Below are 18,137 nucleotides of genomic sequence, written 5' to 3'. Positions count from 1 at the left end.
CGCTCAATCCTTGTCGAGACCGTAGGCAGTATGTAGGGCGCGTAGCGCCAGCTCGGTATACTCCTCGGCGATGAGCACGCTCACCTTGATCTCGGAGGTCGAGATCGCCTGGATGTTGATGCCCTTGGCGGCGAGCGTGGCGAACATCTTGTGGGCGATGCCGGCATGGCTGCGCATGCCGACCCCGATCACCGAGATCTTCACCACGTCCGAATCGGCGAGGATGCTCTCGTAGCCGATCTCGTCCTTCGCCTTCTCGAGGACGGCGAGCGCCCGCGGCAGATCGGCCTTGCTCACCGTGAAGGTCTGGTTGGCGTAGACTCCGTCGCGGCTGACCGACTGCACGATCATGTCGACGTTGATGTTGGCCTCGGCCAAGGGCCCGAAGATGGCGGCCGCCACGCCCGGCCGGTCCTTGACCCGGAGCACGGTGATCCGCGCCTCGTTGCGGCTGTAGGCGATCCCGCTGACGATCTGGCTTTCCACGACCTCATCCTCATCGACGACCAGCGTGCCCGGCTTGTCCTCGAAGCTCGAGAGCACCTGCACCCGCACGTGATGGCGCATGGCGAGCGCCACCGAGCGGGTCTCCAGAACCTTGGCCCCGACCGAAGCCATCTCGAGCATCTCCTCGTAGGTGATGCGCTCGAGCTTCCTCGCCCTGGCGACGATGCGCGGGTCCGTGGTGTAGACCCCGTCCACATCGGTGAAGATGTCGCAGCGCTCCGCCTTGATCGCGGCGGCCAGCGCCACGGCCGAGGTGTCGGAGCCGCCGCGGCCCAGCGTGGTCACCCGGCCTTCGGGACCGATGCCCTGAAAGCCCGCCACCACCGCCACCTTGCCGGAATCGAGGCACTCCAGCACCGGCCTCGGGTCGATCTCGACGATGCGGGCCTTGCTGTAGGCGGCATCCGTCCTGATGCCGGCCTGCCAGCCCAGGAACGATCGCGCCGGCACGCCGATGGTCTGGAGCGCGATCGCGAGGAGGCCGATGGTCACCTGCTCGCCGCTCGCCACCACCTGGTCGTATTCGGCGGTATCATAGCCGGCGGCATCGAGCCCGTGGACCCAGCCCACGAGCTGGTTCGTGGTCCCGGCCATCGCCGAGACCACCACGGCCACCTTCTCGCCCGCGGTCACGTGACGCTTGATGCGTGCCGCGACGTTGCGAATACGGTCTAGATCGGCGACGGAGGTGCCGCCATACTTCTGCACGACCAGCGTCACGGAGGAAGCTCGCATTCCGTGCTGCGGCGGAGCGTGTCGTTCGGGCCACGCCCGCCGGCTCGATGGACAGGACGCGCTCTTCTAATCACAAGGCCCAGCCTCGGCAAGGCACCTCAACCGACCGGAGACCGTAGAATGGCGAGCGCTGCTTCCGCGAGCGTCGACAACTCCCTCGACCGCGACGAGCTCGCCAAGTTCGAGGCGCTCGGGCGAAGCTGGTGGGACCCGAAAGGTCCGATGGCGCCGCTCCACAAGCTCAATCCGGTCCGGATCGCCTATATCCGCGATCGCGTCTGCGCACAGCTCGGCCGCAGCCCGAGGACGGCGCGCCCGCTTCACGGCCTCTCCGTACTCGACGTCGGCTGCGGCGGCGGCCTCCTCGCCGAGCCGCTCGCCCGGCTGGGGGCGGCCGTGACCGGCATCGATCCTCTGCCCGAGAGCATCGCGACCGCACGCTGGCACGCCGCCGAGACCGGTGTCGAGCTCGCCTACGAGGCCACCACGCTCGAGGAGGTCGTCCGGGATGGGCGCCGCTTCGATCTCGTCGTCGCGTCCGAGGTGATCGAGCACGTGCCCGACCCGGAAGGCTTCGTTGCCGTCCTGGCCGAGGCGATCCGCCCCGGCGGGCTTGCGATCCTCTCGACCGTGAGCCGCACCACCTGGAGCTTCCTTACGGCCATCGTCGGCGCGGAATATCTCCTGCGCTGGCTGCCGCCCGGGACCCACGACTGGCGGCGCTTCGTCCGCCCCTCCGAGCTCGCGCAATATCTACGGGCGCAGGGTCTGCGCCCGGTCCACGTCGCCGGGATCGCCTACGATGGCGCCACCGACAGCTTCCGGCTGTCGCGCGATCCCAGCGTCAACTACCTGATGACCGCCCAGCGGCCGGTGTGAGCTCAGCTATCGAGCTTGGGCAGGTCGGGCAGCGGCAGGACGGCGATGCCCTCCTCGATCAGCTCCTTGGCCTCCTCGAGCGTGGCCTTGCCGTAGATGTCGCGCGCCTCGGCCTCGCCGTAGTGGATCTTGCGCGCTTCTTCCGGGAAGCGCTCGCCCACATCGTCGAAGTTCTTCTCGACATGGGCGCGGATCTGCCGGAGCATGGCCATCATCATCATGGCCCTGGCCTGCTCCGGGGTCGGTGCCGGCACGGGTGCCGACGGCGGTGTCGGCGCCGGCTCGCGCCTGCCGCCCGAGCGAATGACGGCGGGCGCCATCACGGCCTTGCGCACCGAGGTATCGCCGCAGACCGGGCAGGTGATCGCCCCCTCCTCGGCCTGCCGGTCGAAGGCGGCACTGTCCTTGAACCAGCCTTCGAAGGCATGGTCGCGAGCGCAGTTGAGCGCGAACCTGATCATGCCGAACCCCGGCGAGCGCCCTCGCCATCCTGCGCCAGCAGCGGATCGAGCTTTCCTGCTGCATCGAGCGCGTGCAGGTCGTCCGAGCCGCCCATGGCCTGACCATTGATGAAGATCTGCGGCACGGTGCGCCGGCCGGCCGCGCGCCGGACCATCTCCTCGCGCCGTCCCGGCTCCTGCCAGAGATCGATCTCGATGAAATCGACGCCCTTCTTCTCGAGCAGGCGCTTCGCCCGCACGCAGTAAGGACACAACGGAGTGGTGTAGATCTCGACGGTCGCCATCGCGCAGCCGCACTTGAGGTCCGAGGGGCACCGCTGTCACGCCGCGGTTGCACGACCATCATATAGGGACCGTCCCGCCCTTTGCCACCCGTGCCAGCACCAGTGCGTCGACACGTGCCGCACCGCCTCGGCGCAGGACGGTGGCGCACGCACCGAGCGTGGCTCCCGTCGTCAGCACGTCATCGACCAGCACGATCCTCGCCCCCTCGACCCGCTCCGGCCGGCGCAACCGGAACGAGGCGGCCGTGATGTTCTCCCGCCGCGCTTCGGCCCCGAGGCCCTGCTGCGAAGCCGTGGCGCGGTGCCGCTCCAGAAGGAAGGGCGACCAAGTCCGGCCGGTGAGACGTGCCACGTGCCGCGCCAGGAGAGCCGATTGGTTGAAGCCACGCGCGAGCAGGCGCCAGCGATGCAGCGGCACGGGCAGGATCAGGTCGGCCTCGGCCAGCAGCTCCTCGCCCGCCTGCGCCATCCAGCGCGCGAACAGCGGCAGCCCCTCGAGCCGCCCGCCCCGCTTGAAGCCGAGCACGATCCGGCTGCTGTGCTCGTCATAGCGCAGGGCCGCGCGCGCCCGATCGAAAGGCGGCGGCGTCTCGGCGCAAGCACCGCAGAGCGGCGCCTCGGCGAAGGCGTGCGGCAGCGGACAGCCGCAGACCCGGCACCAGGGCGGGGCCAGGAGGTGCAGGCCGCTCCAGCAGGGCGGGCACAGGCTGGCAGCACCTGTAGTCTCGATCCCGCAGGCGAGGCAGCGGGGCGGCAGCAGGAGATCGAGCAGGCCGCGCCCGATCCGACCGGCTCGCTGCAGCGCGCGGGCAGCGGCTGTCATCGGTTACCGAAGCGGGCCATCGCAGGCATCCGCCCCTCCTAAGGCCGCATGCCCGGTGGCGGCAGCAGGTCGACGATCTCCAGCCGCACGTCCGGCAGGGCCAAGGGCGCCACCTCCGTCCCGCGCCCCAGGTCGCGCACCGTCGCGTATCGCCCCTCTGCGGGGTCGCGGCAGATCTCGACCCGATCCCCCGAGAGGTCGACGAGCCAGACCTCGGGGATACCGGCCGCGGCATAGAGCGGCAGCTTCTTCGCGCGATCGCTTCGGGCCGAGCTGTCCGCGATCTCGATCAGCAGCAGGACGTCCGCAGGCTTCGGATGCTCGAGCAGGTAATAGTCGCTGCGCGGCAGGACCACGGCGATGTCCGGCTCGGGCTCGCTGTGATCGTCGAGCAGGATCGGGTTCTGCCGTCGCACGAGCGCACGATCGCCGCAGCGCTGAGCGGGCCGATCGGCGATCCTGCCGACCCTGGCAGCATGGACGCTGCCGATCGGGCTCATGTCGAAGATCTCCCCGTCGAGCAGCTCCACGCGATCGTCCTCGTCGAGAATGCCGGCCTCGGCCATCCTGTGATAGTCGGCCACCGTCCAGCGGCGCGTTCCGCGCATGGCTTTCATGGCAAGGCTCCCACAGTATCTCGGGCGGGCAGCGATCTCAACTAAAACACTAGGCCGACCGCCGATCAACTATCTAACGTTGAGGACTCCCCAGCGGTTTCGGCGGCTATCCAGTCGAGATAGGCGAGATTGCCGGCCGTCACCGGCAGGACGGCGACGCACGGGCACTCGTAGCTGTGCAGCGCTTGCACGCGCTCGCTCACGCGCTCGGCGAGGGAAGGGCTGGTCTTCAGGATCAAGACGACCTCGCTCGCCTCGTGCACCGCTCCCTGCCAGCGATAGATCGCCATCATGTCCGGCAGGACGTTGGCGCAGGCGATGAGACGCTCCTCCATCAGGGTGCGCGCAATGTCGAGCGCCTCCTCCTTGCTCGGGCAGGTGACATAGCAGAATGCAGCCTTCATCGGCGGACCCTCCCTCAGCCGCGTCCTCGGGCGAGCATGGTCTGCAGGCCGTCGCCCAGGAGATTGAACGCGAGCACCGTCGTGAAGATCAGCAATCCGGGCCACAAGGCAAGCCGGGGGGCTTCGAACACGAGCGCCTGCGCCCCGGTGAGCATGTTGCCCCAGCTCGGCAGGGGCGGCTGGATGCCGAGCCCGAGGAAGCTCAGGACCGATTCGGCCAGGATCACGTTGCCGATCGAGAGCGTGGTGGCGACGAGGAGCGGTGCGGCGGCATTGGGCAGGATGTGGCGGCGGAGGATATGCCGGGGCCCGCCACCCAGCGCCCGCGCCGCCAGGACGAACTCGCGGGTGCGTAAAGTCAGGACGCTCGCCCGGACGAGCCGTGCCGTCGTGGTCCAGCCGAACAGGGCGACGATGACGACGATCCTGAGCACGCCCGCGAGCTCGCCCGAGCCGTCGATCCCGGCAAGGCCGAGCTTGCCGGGATCGACTGCCGCCAGCACGATCAGGAGCGGCAGGAGCGGGAGTGCTATTACGGCATCGGTCAGCCGCATCAGAAAGGCGTCGACGGCACCGCCGGCATAGCCGGCGACGAGGCCGACGATGGTGCCGAGAACGGCCGCTAGCAGCGCTCCACCTAAGCCTACCGCGAGCGACACGCGCCCGCCGTGGAGAAGGCGCAGGAGCACGTCGCGGCCGAGCTCGTCCGTGCCCAGGAGGTGAACCGCACTCGGCGGCTCGAGCCGCGCCAGGAGATCGACCGCGTTGGGGTCGAGCCCGAGCCGGGCCTGGAGCCAGGGCGCGAGGAGAGCTGCCAGGAGCAGCAGGAGCAGGAACAGGGCCGCCAGGAGCAGCGAGGGTTCGCGCCGGCGGCGCCGGCCGAGGACACCGACGTCAGCGATCATAGGTGATCCTGGGGTCGAGCCAGACATAGGCGAGGTCGGCCGCGAGGTTACTCAGAAGCGTCACCACGGTCGCGAGCAGGAGGGCGAGGAGGGCGAGGTTGAAGTCGTTGCCGAGGATGGCATCGTAGATCAGCTTGCCGACGCCGAGATAGGCGAAGGTGGTCTCGACCACGAGAGCGCCGGAGAACAGGCCGCCGAACGAGAGCGCCATCATGGTGACCACGGGCAGCATGGCGTGCCGCAGCGCATGGCGCCAGAGCAGCCGCTGCCGGCCGATCCCCATGGCGCGGGCGGTGCGCACGAAGGGCTCGCGCAGGGTCTCGATCATGGCGGCGCGCACGAAGCGGACATGGACGCCGGCGGTGAGCAGGGTCAGGGTCATGACCGGCAGGACGAGGTAGCGGGCGCGGTCCAAGGGACCGCCGCCGTCGACACTCTGGGTTCCGCCCGCCGGCAGCAGGCCTAGCTCGACCGCGAACAGGATGATGAGGAGCAGGCCGAGCCAGAAGGCCGGGATCGAGAAGCCGGCGAACGCGACGAGGTTGACGAGGCGATCGAGCACGCTTCCCGGCCGGACCGCGGCGCAGACTCCGGCGGGCAGGCTGATCGCGAGCGCCAGGACGAAGCTCGTCCCCATCAGGAGAAGCGTGTTGACGAGCCGCTGGCCCAGTACCTCGATGGCCGGCACGGCATAGAGCCTGGAATAGCCGAAATCGCCCCGCACCGCCCGCGCGAGCCAGCCCGCCCAGCGCTCGAGGAGCGGCCGGTCGATCCCGGCCAAGGCCTTGAGCCGCGCCACGTCGGCCGCCGTCAGCGTCGGGTCGGCCTGCGCCATGAGGTCGATGGGGTCGCCCGGCATGAGCCCGATCAGGGCATAGGCCACGAACGAGACCGCGAGGAGCACGATGGCGCTCTCGACGAGACGGCGGGCGACGAAGCGGAGCATCAGCCGTTCCGATGCACGGCAGCCTTGCGCCTCATCGTGCCCCCGGCCGGCGCTGCGCCATCTCGTTCATCAGCTCGACCTGGATTTCCTGGATCTCCATGAGGCGCTCCCATTGGTGGCGCAGGAGATAGTCCAGCTTCTCGTGGAGAAGCCGGATCTCGAGCTCGGCCTTGAGATTGACGAGATAGTCGTTCTTGGCCCGCGCCCGGTCGCGCGCCTCCTGCCGGTTCTGGCTCATCATGATCACGGGCGCCTGCACGGCGGCGAGGCAGGAGAGCACGAGGTTGAGCAGGATATAGGGATAAGGGTCGAAAGCGTGGCCGGCGAGGAGGGAGCTGTTGAGCCCCATCCAGCAGACGATCACGAGGGCGAAGATCAGGATGAAGGTCCAACTGCCACCGAAGTCCGCCACCCGGTCGGCCACCCGCTCGCCCAGGGTCAGCGCGCGGTCGAAGCTGGCGTCGACATCGGTCGCGAGCGTCTCGTGGCGAGCGATGCGGTGGACCACCGAATCCTCGAGAGCGGCGATCTCGCCCATGCTCTGCTCGAGCATGCTCTCGACGTAGCGGGCGCGGAACCGGTTGAGGTCGTCGAGGCAGATGAAGCCCTCGCCCGTCCAGCCCGGCACCTCCTTCGCGATCTGCTCGGCCAGCTTCGGGCGGATCAAGCCGGCGGGAAACAGCGGGACGTTCTTGGGGTGCTGCCCGCAGATCTGGCAGACGGCGTGGCTGCCATTGCGGCGGGATGCTGGCACGGGCGGCTCTCCGGGAATGCGGTGGCGGCACAGCGGGATGCTGCTTCAGGGGCGCGCATCGCGCCAGTTCTCGACCCATGAGGTCACGGGCGCCATGTGGCCGGTGGGCTCGATGCCCGAGAGCCACCTGGGCCAGATATGGGCTTCCGCCTGGAAGAACAGCGGCAGGGCCGGCAGCTCCTCGGCATAGAGCCGCTGCAGCTCGTGCCAGAGCGCCTTGCGCTTGTCCCGGTCGAGCTCGCCTTCGATCGCGTCGATCAGCTCGTCCATCCGTGCGTTCCTGAAGCCCGCATAGTTCTGGCCCGACCAGCCGTTCGCCTCGCTCGGGATCTCCTGCGAATGAAGGGTCGAGCGCGGCGGGTTCTCGGGCGAGCTGATCCAGGCGAAGAGGGCGAGGCTCCCGAACTTCCGCTTGCTCACGGTCTCGCCGAAGAAGACCCGCGGCGGCTCGTTCTTGATCGCGACTTCGATGCCGAGCTGACGCCACTGGCTCTGCAGCACCTGCTCCACCAGCTCGCGCGAGCGGTTGCCGGCCGTGGTCATGAGCTCGAGCCGCAGGGGCTCGCCCGCCGCGTTGCGGCGCAGGCCGCCCTGGCCCGGCTTCCATCCGGCCGCATCGAGAAGGGCCGCGGCCTGCGCCGGATCGTGAACGTAGCGGCGCACCTCGTCGGTGTGGATCCAGTCCAGGGGATGGACGAACGTATCGGCCACGGGCTGGCGGCCGGCGAACAGCTTCCGGCTCATGGCCTCCCGGTCGAGGCCGTAGAGAAGCGCCTGGCGCACCCGCCTGTCGGCGAGCGCCGGGTTGTCGAGCATGACGTCGAGATGCTCGTAGACGAGACCGGGCTTGTAGAAGACCCGGAAGCGGTCGCCGTGGCGACGCTCGAAAGCCAGCGCCTGGTCGAGCGAGAGACCGGCCGAGCCCTCGATCATGTCGATCTCGCCCGAGAGCAGGTTGGCCTCGAGTGCCGTCGTGTTCTCGATCGCCTTGATCACGATCCGCTCGAACACGGGTACGGCACCCCACCAGGTGGGATTGCGCTCGAGCACGATCTGACTGCCCGGCACCACGCGCGCGATCCGGTAGGGGCCGAAGGCGAGCCCCGGATTGGTCGGATCGGTGTCGAAGAGCGTACGGTTGCGGTAGGTCTCGGGATCGGCCGCGAAGACTTTCCGCTCGAGGTGCTCGGGCAGCACGCGAAAGTCGTTGATGGCGTTGTAGTTGAAGCCCAGCTTCTCGTCGTGAATCACGAAGGTCCGCTCGTCGACGATGTCGAGCTTCCACATGCGCCGGTACATCTCGGCGTTGCCGACGCCGCTCTTCGGGTGCCGCCCGACCTCCCAGGTGAACAGCACGTCCCTGGTCGTGACCGGGGTGCCGTCGCCCCAGCGCGCGTCCGGGCGAATCGTGTAGGTCAGCGCCACCCCGCGCTTGCCGCCTGGCGCCTCCTCCGCCACCGCCTTGCCGTTCTCGAAGGTCGGGAGTTCCGTGCACAGCATGCAGACCAGCTCCCAGCGCCGGTCGAACACGGTGAAGGGCCGCTGCGTGAGGCCGAGCACGTAGCTCTTCGCCAGCATGGAATCGATGCTGGGGTGGAAGTTCGAAGGGAACTGGCTGATACCGATGACGAGATCGCGCGCCCAGGCCCCGCCGGCGAGGCAGACAGCCATCAGGACCGCGGCGATCTTGAAGAGGCTCTGCATCCGCTCACTTCCCTCGTGCCCGATCCGGCGAGGTTAGCGGGGAGGTTGCCGCGGAACAACCGAAGCGCAAGGCTCTCACGGCACCTTCGTGCTGGAACCGGGCGAGCCATCTGGGGTATCGGAGCGAACCGCAACCGGCTAGGAGCGGTATCGACCGGGCGTGGGAAAGAGGGGAGGACGCATGCGACGCAATCGCTGCGCCAAGATCGTCGCGACGCTGGGGCCGGCCAGCTCGACCAAGGAGCGGCTCCGCGAGCTCGCCGACGCCGGGGCGGACGTGTTCCGCTTCAACTTCAGCCACGGCAGCCACGAGGACCATGCGGTGCGCTTCGCCATGGTGCGGGAGGTCGAGGCCGAGCGTGGCCGGCCGATCGGCACCATCATGGACCTGCAGGGCCCGAAGCTCCGGGTTGGCCGCTTCGCCGAAGGCCGGATCGCGCTCGGGCGAGGCGAGCGCTTCCGGCTCGACCTCGATCCGGCGCCGGGCGACCGGAACCGCGTGAGCCTGCCCCATCCCGAGATCTTCGCCGTGCTCGAGGCAGGGCAGGAGCTCCTTCTCGACGACGGCCGGATCCGGCTTCGCGTCGAGCGCTGCGGAGCGGATTTCGCCGAGACCGTCGTGGTCACGGGTGGCGGCCTGTCCGACCGCAAGGGGGTCAACGTGCCGAACGCGGTCCTGCCGATCTCGGCCATGACCGAGAAGGACCGCGCCGATCTCAGCTTCGGCATCGAGCTCGGCTTCGACTGGGTGGCGCTCTCGTTCGTGCAGCGGCCCGAGGACATCGCCGAGGCGAGGAAGCTCGTCGCCGGCCGCGCCTCGATCCTCGCCAAGATCGAGAAGCCCTCGGCGATCGAGCGGCTCGACGAGATCATCGAGCTATCGGACGCGGTCATGGTGGCGCGCGGCGATCTCGGCGTCGAGCTGCCGCCGGAGCTGGTGCCGGGCCTACAGAAACGGATCATCCGGAAGTGCCGGGAGCTCGGCAAGCCCGTGGTGGTCGCGACCCAGATGCTCGAGAGCATGATCCACTCGCCCGCCCCGACCCGGGCCGAGGCCTCGGACGTGGCGACCGCGGTCTATGACGGGGCGGACGCCGTGATGCTCTCGGCCGAGAGCGCTGCCGGCGAGTACCCGGTCGAGGCAGTGGCGATCATGGACCGGATCATCGCGAGCGTGGAGCGCGACGAGCTCTACCGCTCCTACGTCGATGCCTTCCAGGCCCGCGCCGAGCGCACGAGCGCCGATGCCATCACCCTCGCCGCCGAGCAGGTCGCGCACACGCTGCAGGCGGCGGTGATCGTCACCTACACCACCTCGGGCGCCACGGCGCTGCGCGCGTCGCGCGAGCGGCCGGACCGGCCGATCCTGGGCCTGATCACCCGCATGGTGACGGCGCGCAAGCTGGCGCTGGCCTGGGGCGTGCACCCCGTCCACACCACGGACGCGCTGGATCTCGACGACATGGTGGCGAAGGCGCGCCATTTCGCCCGCGAGGAGGGGTTCGCCGATCCGGGCGAGAGCATCGTGATCACCGCCGGCCTGCCCTTCGGCACGCCGGGCGCCACGAACCTGCTCCGGGTCGCCTGGGTGACGTGAGCACGCCCCTGTCCGTGCCTTTCCGGTAACGCCAGCATCTCGATGCATCGTGCGCCTCTGGGCTCGCGCATGGCTGCTTGGCATGATGCGCACGGACAAACCGTCGCAGGCGGCTGTATGTAGGGTCCGATCGCCGAGGAGTGCGGTCGGCTGGACCAGATAACGAGAAGTGTCCCGGACGATGCTGCAGCACTGGATTCTCGAGCGCTTGGTGCGCGATGGCGGGGTGGTGGTGATCGACAGCGAGGGTCGCGCGCATCATGCGCCGGGTCACGAGCGCGCCCCTCTCGTCGTGCGCCTGAAGGATGCCAGCCTGGGCTGGAAGGTCCTCGAGGACCCCGGCCTCGTTCTGGGCGAGGCCTACATGGACGGACGGGTCGTGATCGAGCAGGGCTCGATCTACGACCTGCTCGAGCTCGGCGCCCGCCAGATGTTCGCGGCAGCGGGCAACGGTGTCCCGCTGCCGCGACGGGTGGCCGGCTGGATCGGCCGCCGGCTGCATCAGTGGAACCCCGCCGGCCGCGCACGCCGCAACGTGGCGCACCACTACGACCTTTCGGGCGAGCTCTATCGCCTGTTCCTGGACAGCGACCGCCAGTATTCCTGTGCCTACTTCGCGAGCCCCGGGATGACGCTCGAGGAGGCGCAGCACGCCAAGAAGCGGCATCTGGCGGCGAAGCTGCTGCTGCGGCCGGGACAGCGCGTGCTCGACATCGGCTCGGGCTGGGGCGGGCTCGGACTCTATCTCGCCAGGATCGCCGGCTGCGACGTGACCGGCCTCACGCTCTCCGAGGAGCAGCTCAAGGAGAGCAACGCGCGCGCGGCAGCCGCCGGCCTCGCCGAACGGGTGCGCTTCAGGCTCGAGGACTATCGCGCCACCACGGGCAGCTTCGACCGCATCGTGTCCGTTGGCATGTTCGAGCACGTCGGCGTCAACCACTACGGCACTTTCTTCCGCAAGGTGCGGGATCTGCTGAAGCCCGACGGAGTGGCGGTGCTGCACGCGATCGGGCGGGCGCACGGACCCTGGTACACCCATCCCTTCATCCGCAAGTACATCTTCCCCGGCGGCCATCTGCCGGCGCTCAGCGAGGTGCTGCCGGCGATCGAGCGTGCAGGCTTGTGGGTCACCGACGTCGAGATCCTGCGCCTGCACTACGCCGAGACGCTGCGCGCCTGGCGCCAGCGCTTCCTGGCCTCGCGCGACAAGGCCAAGGCGCTCTATGACGAGCGCTTCTGCCGGATGTGGGAATTCTATCTCGCAGCCTGCGAAGTGTTCTTCCGCGAGCAGGACGGCATGGTGTTCCAGATCCAGCTCGCCCGCTCCCGCGACGCCGTTCCGCTGACCCGCGACTACATCCATGCCTTCGAGCAGCGCATGGCGGCCGAGGAGACGATGACGACCCAAGCGGCGTAGCGCCGCCTTCCGTCAGTGGGAGCGAAGAAGGCTCCCACTGACGCCTGGCCGTCTGCCCATTCATTAGGCAGCACTCCGGACTGGCACCGAACTTGCTTCATTTCTGGGCAACCCGGTCCGGCGCAGGCAGCCTGCATGGTCGTCCTCCGCCTGGGACCGGGGTGCCACGGGCTCATGCCTTCTCCGACCCGCGGCACCCCGGTCCACCGGGGCCACGCTGGTTCCTAGCTGCGGGACTGACGCATGCGAATGACGAGAACGTTCCATCAGGCCTTCGTGCTGCCCTCGCTCCTGCTCCTCTCGACGGCGGGCGCCGCTCTGGCCCAGCAGGCGGCCGACGCTCCGGCAGCGCCGCCGGCGATCGATCCCGGTCATACCGCCTGGATGATCACGGCGACCGCTCTCGTGCTGATGATGTCCATCCCGGGGCTGGCGCTCTTCTATGGCGGCATGGTCCGCAAGAAGAACGTGCTCTCCGTGCTGATGCAGGTGTTTGCCACCACCGCCGTGGTCTCGCTGGTCTGGGTTGTGGCCGGCTACAGCCTTGCCTTCACCGACGGCAGCCCCTGGATCGGCGATCTGGGCCGCCTGCTCCTGCGCGGTCTCTCCCTCGACAGCCGACCGGTGAGCCTCCAGACCGTGACCGCCGGCACGCCGGTGTTCTCCGGGGTGATCCCGGAATCGGTCTTTATGATGTTCCAAATGACCTTCGCCGCGATCACGCCGGCGCTCATCGTGGGCGCCTTCGTCGACCGGATGAAGTTCGGGCCGATGGTCCTGTTCATGACCTTGTGGTCGGTCGTGGTCTACGCCCCGATCGCGCACTGGGTCTGGTCGCCCAACGGCTTCCTGTTCGGCGAGGGCGTGCTCGACTACGCGGGTGGCACGGTGGTCCACATCAACGCCGGCATTGCCGGGCTCGTGGCCTGCCTCATCCTGGGCAAGCGGATCGGCTTCGGCAGCGAGCCGATGGCGCCCCACAACCTGACCCTCACCGTCATGGGCGCCTCGCTCCTGTGGGTCGGCTGGTTCGGCTTCAACGCCGGTTCGGCCGTGGCCTCGGACGGCCGCGCCGGCATGGCCATGGCCGTGACCCACATCGCCGCCGCCGCTGCCGCCGTGTCGTGGATGCTGGCCGAGTGGGTCATGAAGGGCAAGCCTTCGGTGCTGGGCATCGCCTCGGGTGCGGTCGCCGGCCTCGTCGCCATCACCCCGGCCTCGGGCTTCGTGCTGCCGAACGGCGCTCTCGTCATCGGCCTCCTCGCCGGCATCGTCTGCTACTGGGGTGCGACCGGCCTCAAGCACATGATGGGCTACGACGACTCGCTCGACGTGTTCGGTGTCCACGGTGTCGGCGGCATCCTCGGGGCGCTCCTCACCGGCGTCTTCGCCACCTCCGAGGTCGGCGGCAGCGCCGTGAAGGGCCTGATCGACGGCAACCCCCTCCAGGTCTGGATCCAGCTCAAGGGCATCGCCTGGACCATCGGCTGGTGCGCCGTGGCCTCGTTCGTGCTCCTCAAGGCTCTCGACCTCCTGATGGGCCTGCGTGTCGACAAGGACAGCGAGCGCGAGGGCCTCGATCTGGCGCTCCACGGCGAGACCGTGGCCTGAGTCCGGCACCGTCCTTCCCGCGGTCATGGGGGCGTGTCTGCCAGAGCGGGCGCGCCCTTCGCGTGTCCTGCATCTTCAGAGCGCCTCGCCGCGCATGGTGCGCGGCAGATCGCCGATCAGCCCCATGGCGTGGCGCATGAAGAACCGCTTCATGGGCGGGATGCGCTCGACGATCGCGAGGCCCGCCTCGCGCGCGAGCCGGATCGGAAAGATGTCGTTCGCGAACAGACGGTTGATCCCGTCCGTGACCGCGACCAGGGCCAAGCCGTCGAACCGCCGCCAGGCGGCGTAGCGCTCGAGCGAAAGCTCGTCGCCGGGGTCGAGCCCGAGCCTCAGCCGGTCGACCAAGATCTCGGCCACCGCCGCCACGTCGCGCAGCGCCAGGTTCCAGCCCTGGCCCGCGATCGGATGGATGCCGCGCGCGGCATCGCCGACCAGCACGAGGCGCTTGCCCGTGTAGCGCTCGGCCAGCACCAGCACGAGCGGATAGGCCCAGCGCGGTCCCTCGAGCGCGAGAGCGCCGAGATCGTCGCCGAACCGCTCGGCGATCTCGCCCAGAAACGCCACGTCGTCCAGCGCCATCACGATCTTGGCAGCCTCCTCCTCGAGCGCCCAGACGATCGAGGACCGGTTCCCGGTCATCGGCAGACGCGCGAACGGCCCGTCGGGAAAGAAGCGCTCGACCGCGAGCCCGTGATGCGGCTTCTCGTGCCGGATCGTGCAGACGATGCCGGTCTGGCCGTAAGCCCACCGCCTCGCGGCGATGCCGACCTTCTCGCGGGTGGTCGAGAGTCGCCCCTCGCACAAGGCGACGAGCGGGGCGGTGGCGCTGGTCCCATCCTCCAGAAGGATGCGCACCTTGGTGTCGCCGAGCTCGAGCTCCGCCACCTGCACCGGGGCCGCGATCACGAGGCTCGGCAGCGCGCGCGCCCGCCCGAGCAGCGCCTTGCGGATCGCCCGGTTCTCGACGATGAAGCCCAAGGGCTCGTCCCCGACCTCCCGGTGATCGTAATGGACCTCGATCGGGGAGAAGCCCTCGCGGACCACGATGTCGTGGATCGGCTCGGCCTCGTCCGCCATGAAGGGCCAGACCCCGATGGCAGCGAGGAAGCGGCGCGCACCCAGCGCGATCGCCGTCGAGCGGCCGTCGTAAGGGGCTGCGACCAGATCGGCCAGCGGTGAGCGCTCGACGACGAGGACCCGATAGCCCGCCCCCGCCACGGCGTCGGCCAGCGCCAAGCCGGTCAGCCCGCCCCCGACGACGATCAGATCGTGCTGCTGCTCGCTCGCTCGGCTCATCTGGGACTCCCGCTCCTATCACGACGCCGGGCGACGGCGATAGCACAGCCCAAAACGAAGGCAATTGCTCACAGCATAGGCAGAGCTGCGCGCATGAGCCGCCGATGGCCCAGCCTACCATCCCGTCTGGGCTGGCACGTGACTTGCTGATGTCCGGGCGAGCGCGCGGCCGGCCATCACCCCACCCCGTGGCGACCCCGAACGCAGTCCTGCCGCTTTCGCAGGCACGGCACGTCGGCACGGACAGCCATGGGTCATCGGCCGTCGTGCCGTGTCGTAGTTTGGCCCGAGCGCCGCAGTCCGACCGTCCGGTCGGCGCGGCCAATTGAGGCCCGGAAGGGGACGACCTTTCCGGGCCCGTTTTTTTCAGCTCGGCAGGGCCGGCTGGCGAGCCATTTCCAGGCGGCAGCTCGGGGGAGATCGGTGATGGCCAGGATGGCGCCGCGGCCGTCGCCGGATCACGAGCAGGTGCTCGAGATCCTCCACCGGCACTGCCCGCCCTGCGGTGGCCGGCCGCGCTGCCGCTACGACAGCCGGCGACGCACACGGTGACCACGTTCGCCCGTACCGAAAGCCGAGCGCGGCGCATCCCTGCCGATGGGCATGCTACCGACCTCGGCGCGGGTTGTCGCGGGTCGGCTGGATCCGATACCGTCGAGCCCACCCTTCGACCACCGAGGACAGCCGACCTCGGCTGCCTTTCCCATCGCAGCGGGAGTGCCCATGCCGACCAAGGTTCATCGACCGACCACGTTCCCTCTGCCGCGCGAGCTCGTCGAGCAGTGGGCGCAGGTGCCGGCGAGCATCGCGGCCGACGTGCTCGAGGGGCTCACCCTCGTCGATCCGGCCATCCGGCCGCTGCGGCCGTTGCCGCCCGGCGGCAGGCTCGTCGGCAGCATCGTGACGGCCCTCTGCGAGGGCACGGACTACGGAGCGGTCCATCACGCGATCGCCGTCGCCGGGCCGGGGGACGTGATCCTGATCGAGGCGGGCGGGCGCCCCAATCCGGCCGTGATCGGCGAGCTTTTGAGCGGTGCGGCGCGGCGCAAGGGCATCGCCGGTGTCGTGGTCAACGGGGCTGTCCGCGACACGGGACGGCTGGCACGGTGGCAGGATTTCGTCGTCTTCACCCGGCACATCACACCGCGCGGGCCCTCCTCGATGGACCGGGGCACGGTCAACGACGTGATCGCGTTCGCGGGCACGCGCGTCGCACCGCACGACCTCGTCATCGGCGACGACGACGGCCTCGTCGTGATCCCGCGCGCGGCGGCCGAGGCGCGGCTCGGCGCGGCGCTGGCGCGGGTGGCGGCGGAGGAGGCGTGGGAGCGGGAGCTCGCAAGCGGCCGCACGACGCTCGACGTGTTCCAGGTTCCGCCCGCCGGATGAGAGCGCGCCCGGCGGCGCGGCTCGGTCCTCGAACGGGTCGAACTCGCCCGGACCCGCCATGGCGACGGCGAAAGGGCGGAGCGTGTGGAGCACGCGGATCGTGCCGGCGCGGTGGTCCAGCACCTCGGGCCGGCGGCGGCAGGCCATCGGGCTGCGGCTGTACGGCCGCTTCGGCGGCACGCGCCCGCTCGACCAGGAGCGACCGCCGGGCGGCGTCGCGGAACGTGCACCAGACCGGCTGGCCGTGCGGGCTGCCGGGCTTCTCGGCGCGCGTCCGGATCCAGACCCGCTGCGATCGCCAGCTCGCGGGCGCGCTGCTCGTAAGAGTCCTGACGGCGCGTGGACGTGCCACCCGGCCGCTGATGGATGGAGGAGCGAGCCTGTCCGCGCCGCTCCGGTGCCGAGATGCCCCTGACGGCAGGGCAAGGCGAGCCGGCAAACAAAACCCGGAACTTCCATTCCGGGCTCTCTCGCGACGCACGACGTGCCAGCGCGGCACGGGCTGCAGGCCCCTCCTGCCCCGGATACGCTCGACGATGCGGCACGATGGCACGTATGCCCGCGGCGGGAAGATGCATCGGGTACGCTGTCGAGGCACCTCGAGCGGTGCGGCATGCCGGCGGGCGTGCCGCGTCCCGCCGGCGGGTCCGCTCAGCGGCGTCGGAACAGGGCCGTGAGCAGTCGCGGCCGGTCGGTGGCGGGCACGGGGCCGGTCGGGCTCTCCTGCCATTCGCCGAGGCGGACGAGATCGAAGCCGGCGGCGAGCGCGGTGTTGACGTAGTCGGAGACGCCATGCCGGTGGGCCTCGATCAGGGCGAGCGCGTCCCCGGCCTGGAAGCGGGCCCGAGCGCCCAGGAGCTGACGGTACGGATGGAGCTCGCCGAGGAAGAGGAGCCCGCCCGGCCGCAGCGCGCGCGCCGCCTCGGTCATGACCGGGCGCAGGTCGGCCACGTGCTCGAGGACGAGGTTGCCGACGACGAGGTCGGCCGAGCAGTCGCCCACGGGCCAAGGCCGGGTGATGTCGTGGAGCAAGAAGCGGACATGCGCTGCCGGCACCCGCTCGCGGGCGCGCGTCAGCATGCCGGGCGAGAGATCGAGCGCGAGCACGCTCGCCGTCCGGGTCGCTAGCCAGGCCGTGTTCTTGCCCGTGCCGGCGCCGAGCTCGATCACGGAGGCACCGTCGAGCGGCAGGTCGGTCAGCCGCAGTACGGCGGCGTCGAGATCGCGCGTGGCGTTCTCCTGCGTGTCGTAGGTCGCGGCCCAGGAATCGTAGCCTTCGCGCGGCGGAAGAAGCGTGGTCATGGTCGGGCTTTCGCGGGCAGGCACCTCGGGCGGAGCTTAATCCTGCCACATGGCAGCGCAATGGGCCGCGGCGGCCGGAGGCGGCCTCGGCATGCGCATAGTCCCGGCCGATGAAAGCGGGATGCAAGGGGGAACGGATCATGCTCCCGACGATGGAAGAGCAGGTGCTCTAGCACTACCCTGCCACGTTCCGGCTGGCCGAGTGTCATCGCCCTGGCGGTGCTCACGATGGGGGAGCGCGATGGCTGGGGCACTGGCGGAGCGTTGGGAGCGGGAGCTGGAACGCTGGCGGGAGCCGTTCCTCGCGCGGTTGCGGCGCAAGGTGCCGCGGCACTGGGCGCCGTTCTACCGCGAGGGCCTGATCCTGCCCGGCGAGCGCACGAGCGTCGCGCCGATGGCGGCGCGGGTGGCACCCGCTGACACCCAGCAGCTCCATCATTGCGTCTCGACCTCGCCCTGGGCCACGGCCCCGCTCGAAGACGAGCTGGTGCGCGCCGCCGACC

The 18,137-nt window shown here is 69.8% G+C and carries 19 protein-coding genes; 7 read left to right on the top strand and 12 right to left on the bottom strand.

Annotated features, from left to right (window positions below; translation table 11 throughout):
- Positions 1 to 3 precede the first annotated feature (3 nt).
- Positions 4 to 1,242: an aspartate kinase gene (locus U1T56_RS02495; RefSeq protein ID WP_418157861.1), complete on the bottom strand. Its 1,239-nt coding sequence runs from the start codon at positions 1,240 to 1,242 to the stop codon at positions 4 to 6.
- A 120-nt stretch (positions 1,243 to 1,362) separates the two neighbouring features.
- Here U1T56_RS02495 and ubiG point away from each other — a divergent pair, with 120 nt between their 5' ends.
- Complete coding sequence (gene ubiG, locus U1T56_RS02490) at positions 1,363 to 2,121, top strand: bifunctional 2-polyprenyl-6-hydroxyphenol methylase/3-demethylubiquinol 3-O-methyltransferase UbiG (RefSeq protein WP_418157860.1); 759 nt, start codon at positions 1,363 to 1,365, stop codon at positions 2,119 to 2,121.
- Between the two features lie 2 nt (positions 2,122 to 2,123).
- Here ubiG and U1T56_RS02485 read toward each other — a convergent pair whose 3' ends face one another.
- From U1T56_RS02485 to U1T56_RS02445, 9 genes are all read right to left on the bottom strand, one after another.
- The gene (locus U1T56_RS02485; protein ID WP_418157859.1) at positions 2,124 to 2,582 is read right to left on the bottom strand and encodes a DUF1178 family protein; all 459 of its coding nucleotides are present in this window, start codon (positions 2,580 to 2,582) and stop codon (positions 2,124 to 2,126) included.
- Positions 2,579 to 2,866 carry a glutaredoxin 3 gene (gene grxC / locus U1T56_RS02480; protein ID WP_418157858.1) on the bottom strand — a complete coding sequence of 96 codons (288 nt, stop codon included), beginning with the start codon at positions 2,864 to 2,866 and terminating at the stop codon, positions 2,579 to 2,581. Before grxC ends, U1T56_RS02485 begins: the two co-directional genes overlap by 4 nt.
- 58 nt (positions 2,867 to 2,924) lie before the next feature.
- Positions 2,925 to 3,689 (bottom strand): ComF family protein, encoded by a 765-nt coding sequence (locus U1T56_RS02475; protein ID WP_418157857.1) that lies wholly within the window; start codon positions 3,687 to 3,689, stop codon positions 2,925 to 2,927.
- Between the two features lie 38 nt (positions 3,690 to 3,727).
- Entirely contained in the window at positions 3,728 to 4,306 is a 579-nt protein-coding gene (locus tag U1T56_RS02470; protein WP_418157856.1) for a Uma2 family endonuclease, read from the bottom strand.
- A gap of 65 nt (positions 4,307 to 4,371) precedes the next feature.
- Positions 4,372 to 4,710 (bottom strand): divalent-cation tolerance protein CutA, encoded by a 339-nt coding sequence (gene cutA / locus U1T56_RS02465; RefSeq protein ID WP_418157855.1) that lies wholly within the window; start codon positions 4,708 to 4,710, stop codon positions 4,372 to 4,374.
- Between the two features lie 14 nt (positions 4,711 to 4,724).
- The gene (locus U1T56_RS02460; RefSeq protein WP_418157854.1) at positions 4,725 to 5,615 is read right to left on the bottom strand and encodes an ABC transporter permease; all 891 of its coding nucleotides are present in this window, start codon (positions 5,613 to 5,615) and stop codon (positions 4,725 to 4,727) included.
- Positions 5,605 to 6,561 (bottom strand): ABC transporter permease, encoded by a 957-nt coding sequence (locus U1T56_RS02455; RefSeq protein ID WP_418157853.1) that lies wholly within the window; start codon positions 6,559 to 6,561, stop codon positions 5,605 to 5,607. Before U1T56_RS02455 ends, U1T56_RS02460 begins: the two co-directional genes overlap by 11 nt.
- Before the next feature lie 31 nt (positions 6,562 to 6,592).
- Complete coding sequence (locus U1T56_RS02450) at positions 6,593 to 7,315, bottom strand: DUF1003 domain-containing protein (protein WP_418157852.1); 723 nt, start codon at positions 7,313 to 7,315, stop codon at positions 6,593 to 6,595.
- A gap of 45 nt (positions 7,316 to 7,360) precedes the next feature.
- Entirely contained in the window at positions 7,361 to 9,019 is a 1,659-nt protein-coding gene (locus U1T56_RS02445) for a peptide ABC transporter substrate-binding protein (RefSeq protein WP_418157851.1), read from the bottom strand.
- Between the two features lie 181 nt (positions 9,020 to 9,200).
- Here U1T56_RS02445 and pyk point away from each other — a divergent pair, with 181 nt between their 5' ends.
- The 3 genes from pyk to U1T56_RS02430 all read left to right on the top strand — a co-directional run bounded on the left by pyk (position 9,201) and on the right by U1T56_RS02430 (position 13,644).
- Positions 9,201 to 10,616 carry a pyruvate kinase gene (gene pyk, locus U1T56_RS02440; RefSeq protein WP_418157850.1) on the top strand — a complete coding sequence of 472 codons (1,416 nt, stop codon included), beginning with the start codon at positions 9,201 to 9,203 and terminating at the stop codon, positions 10,614 to 10,616.
- A 181-nt stretch (positions 10,617 to 10,797) separates the two neighbouring features.
- Positions 10,798 to 12,033, top strand: coding sequence for a class I SAM-dependent methyltransferase (locus tag U1T56_RS02435; RefSeq protein ID WP_418157849.1), 1,236 nt, complete (start codon positions 10,798 to 10,800; stop codon positions 12,031 to 12,033).
- Positions 12,034 to 12,282: 249 nt separating this feature from the next.
- Positions 12,283 to 13,644: an ammonium transporter gene (locus U1T56_RS02430; RefSeq protein WP_418157848.1), complete on the top strand. Its 1,362-nt coding sequence runs from the start codon at positions 12,283 to 12,285 to the stop codon at positions 13,642 to 13,644.
- Between the two features lie 75 nt (positions 13,645 to 13,719).
- Here the strand turns inward: U1T56_RS02430 and U1T56_RS02425 are convergent, their stop codons facing one another.
- The gene (locus tag U1T56_RS02425) at positions 13,720 to 14,943 is read right to left on the bottom strand and encodes a UbiH/UbiF/VisC/COQ6 family ubiquinone biosynthesis hydroxylase (protein WP_418157847.1); all 1,224 of its coding nucleotides are present in this window, start codon (positions 14,941 to 14,943) and stop codon (positions 13,720 to 13,722) included.
- 426 nt (positions 14,944 to 15,369) lie between these two features.
- Here U1T56_RS02425 and U1T56_RS02420 point away from each other — a divergent pair, with 426 nt between their 5' ends.
- Both U1T56_RS02420 and U1T56_RS02415 read left to right on the top strand, forming a co-directional pair.
- A complete protein-coding gene (locus U1T56_RS02420) occupies positions 15,370 to 15,495 on the top strand; it encodes a hypothetical protein (RefSeq protein ID WP_418157846.1) in 126 nt (41 codons plus the stop codon).
- A 171-nt stretch (positions 15,496 to 15,666) separates the two neighbouring features.
- A complete protein-coding gene (locus U1T56_RS02415) occupies positions 15,667 to 16,332 on the top strand; it encodes an RraA family protein (protein ID WP_418157845.1) in 666 nt (221 codons plus the stop codon).
- A 651-nt stretch (positions 16,333 to 16,983) separates the two neighbouring features.
- On the opposite strand, the gene U1T56_RS02410 is transcribed toward U1T56_RS02415, so the two are convergent.
- Entirely contained in the window at positions 16,984 to 17,634 is a 651-nt protein-coding gene (locus tag U1T56_RS02410) for a class I SAM-dependent methyltransferase (protein ID WP_418157844.1), read from the bottom strand.
- Between the two features lie 241 nt (positions 17,635 to 17,875).
- Here U1T56_RS02410 and U1T56_RS02405 point away from each other — a divergent pair.
- On the top strand, positions 17,876 to 18,137 hold a 262-nt coding region (locus tag U1T56_RS02405; protein WP_418157843.1), incomplete at its 3' end, for a transposase.

This window comes from Benzoatithermus flavus, from assembly GCF_037908215.1.
GTDB classification, from domain to species: domain Bacteria; phylum Pseudomonadota; class Alphaproteobacteria; order Geminicoccales; family Geminicoccaceae; genus Benzoatithermus; species Benzoatithermus flavus.
Note: the sequence above shows the minus strand (reverse complement) of the source record. Positions and strands in the feature narration are given on the sequence as shown.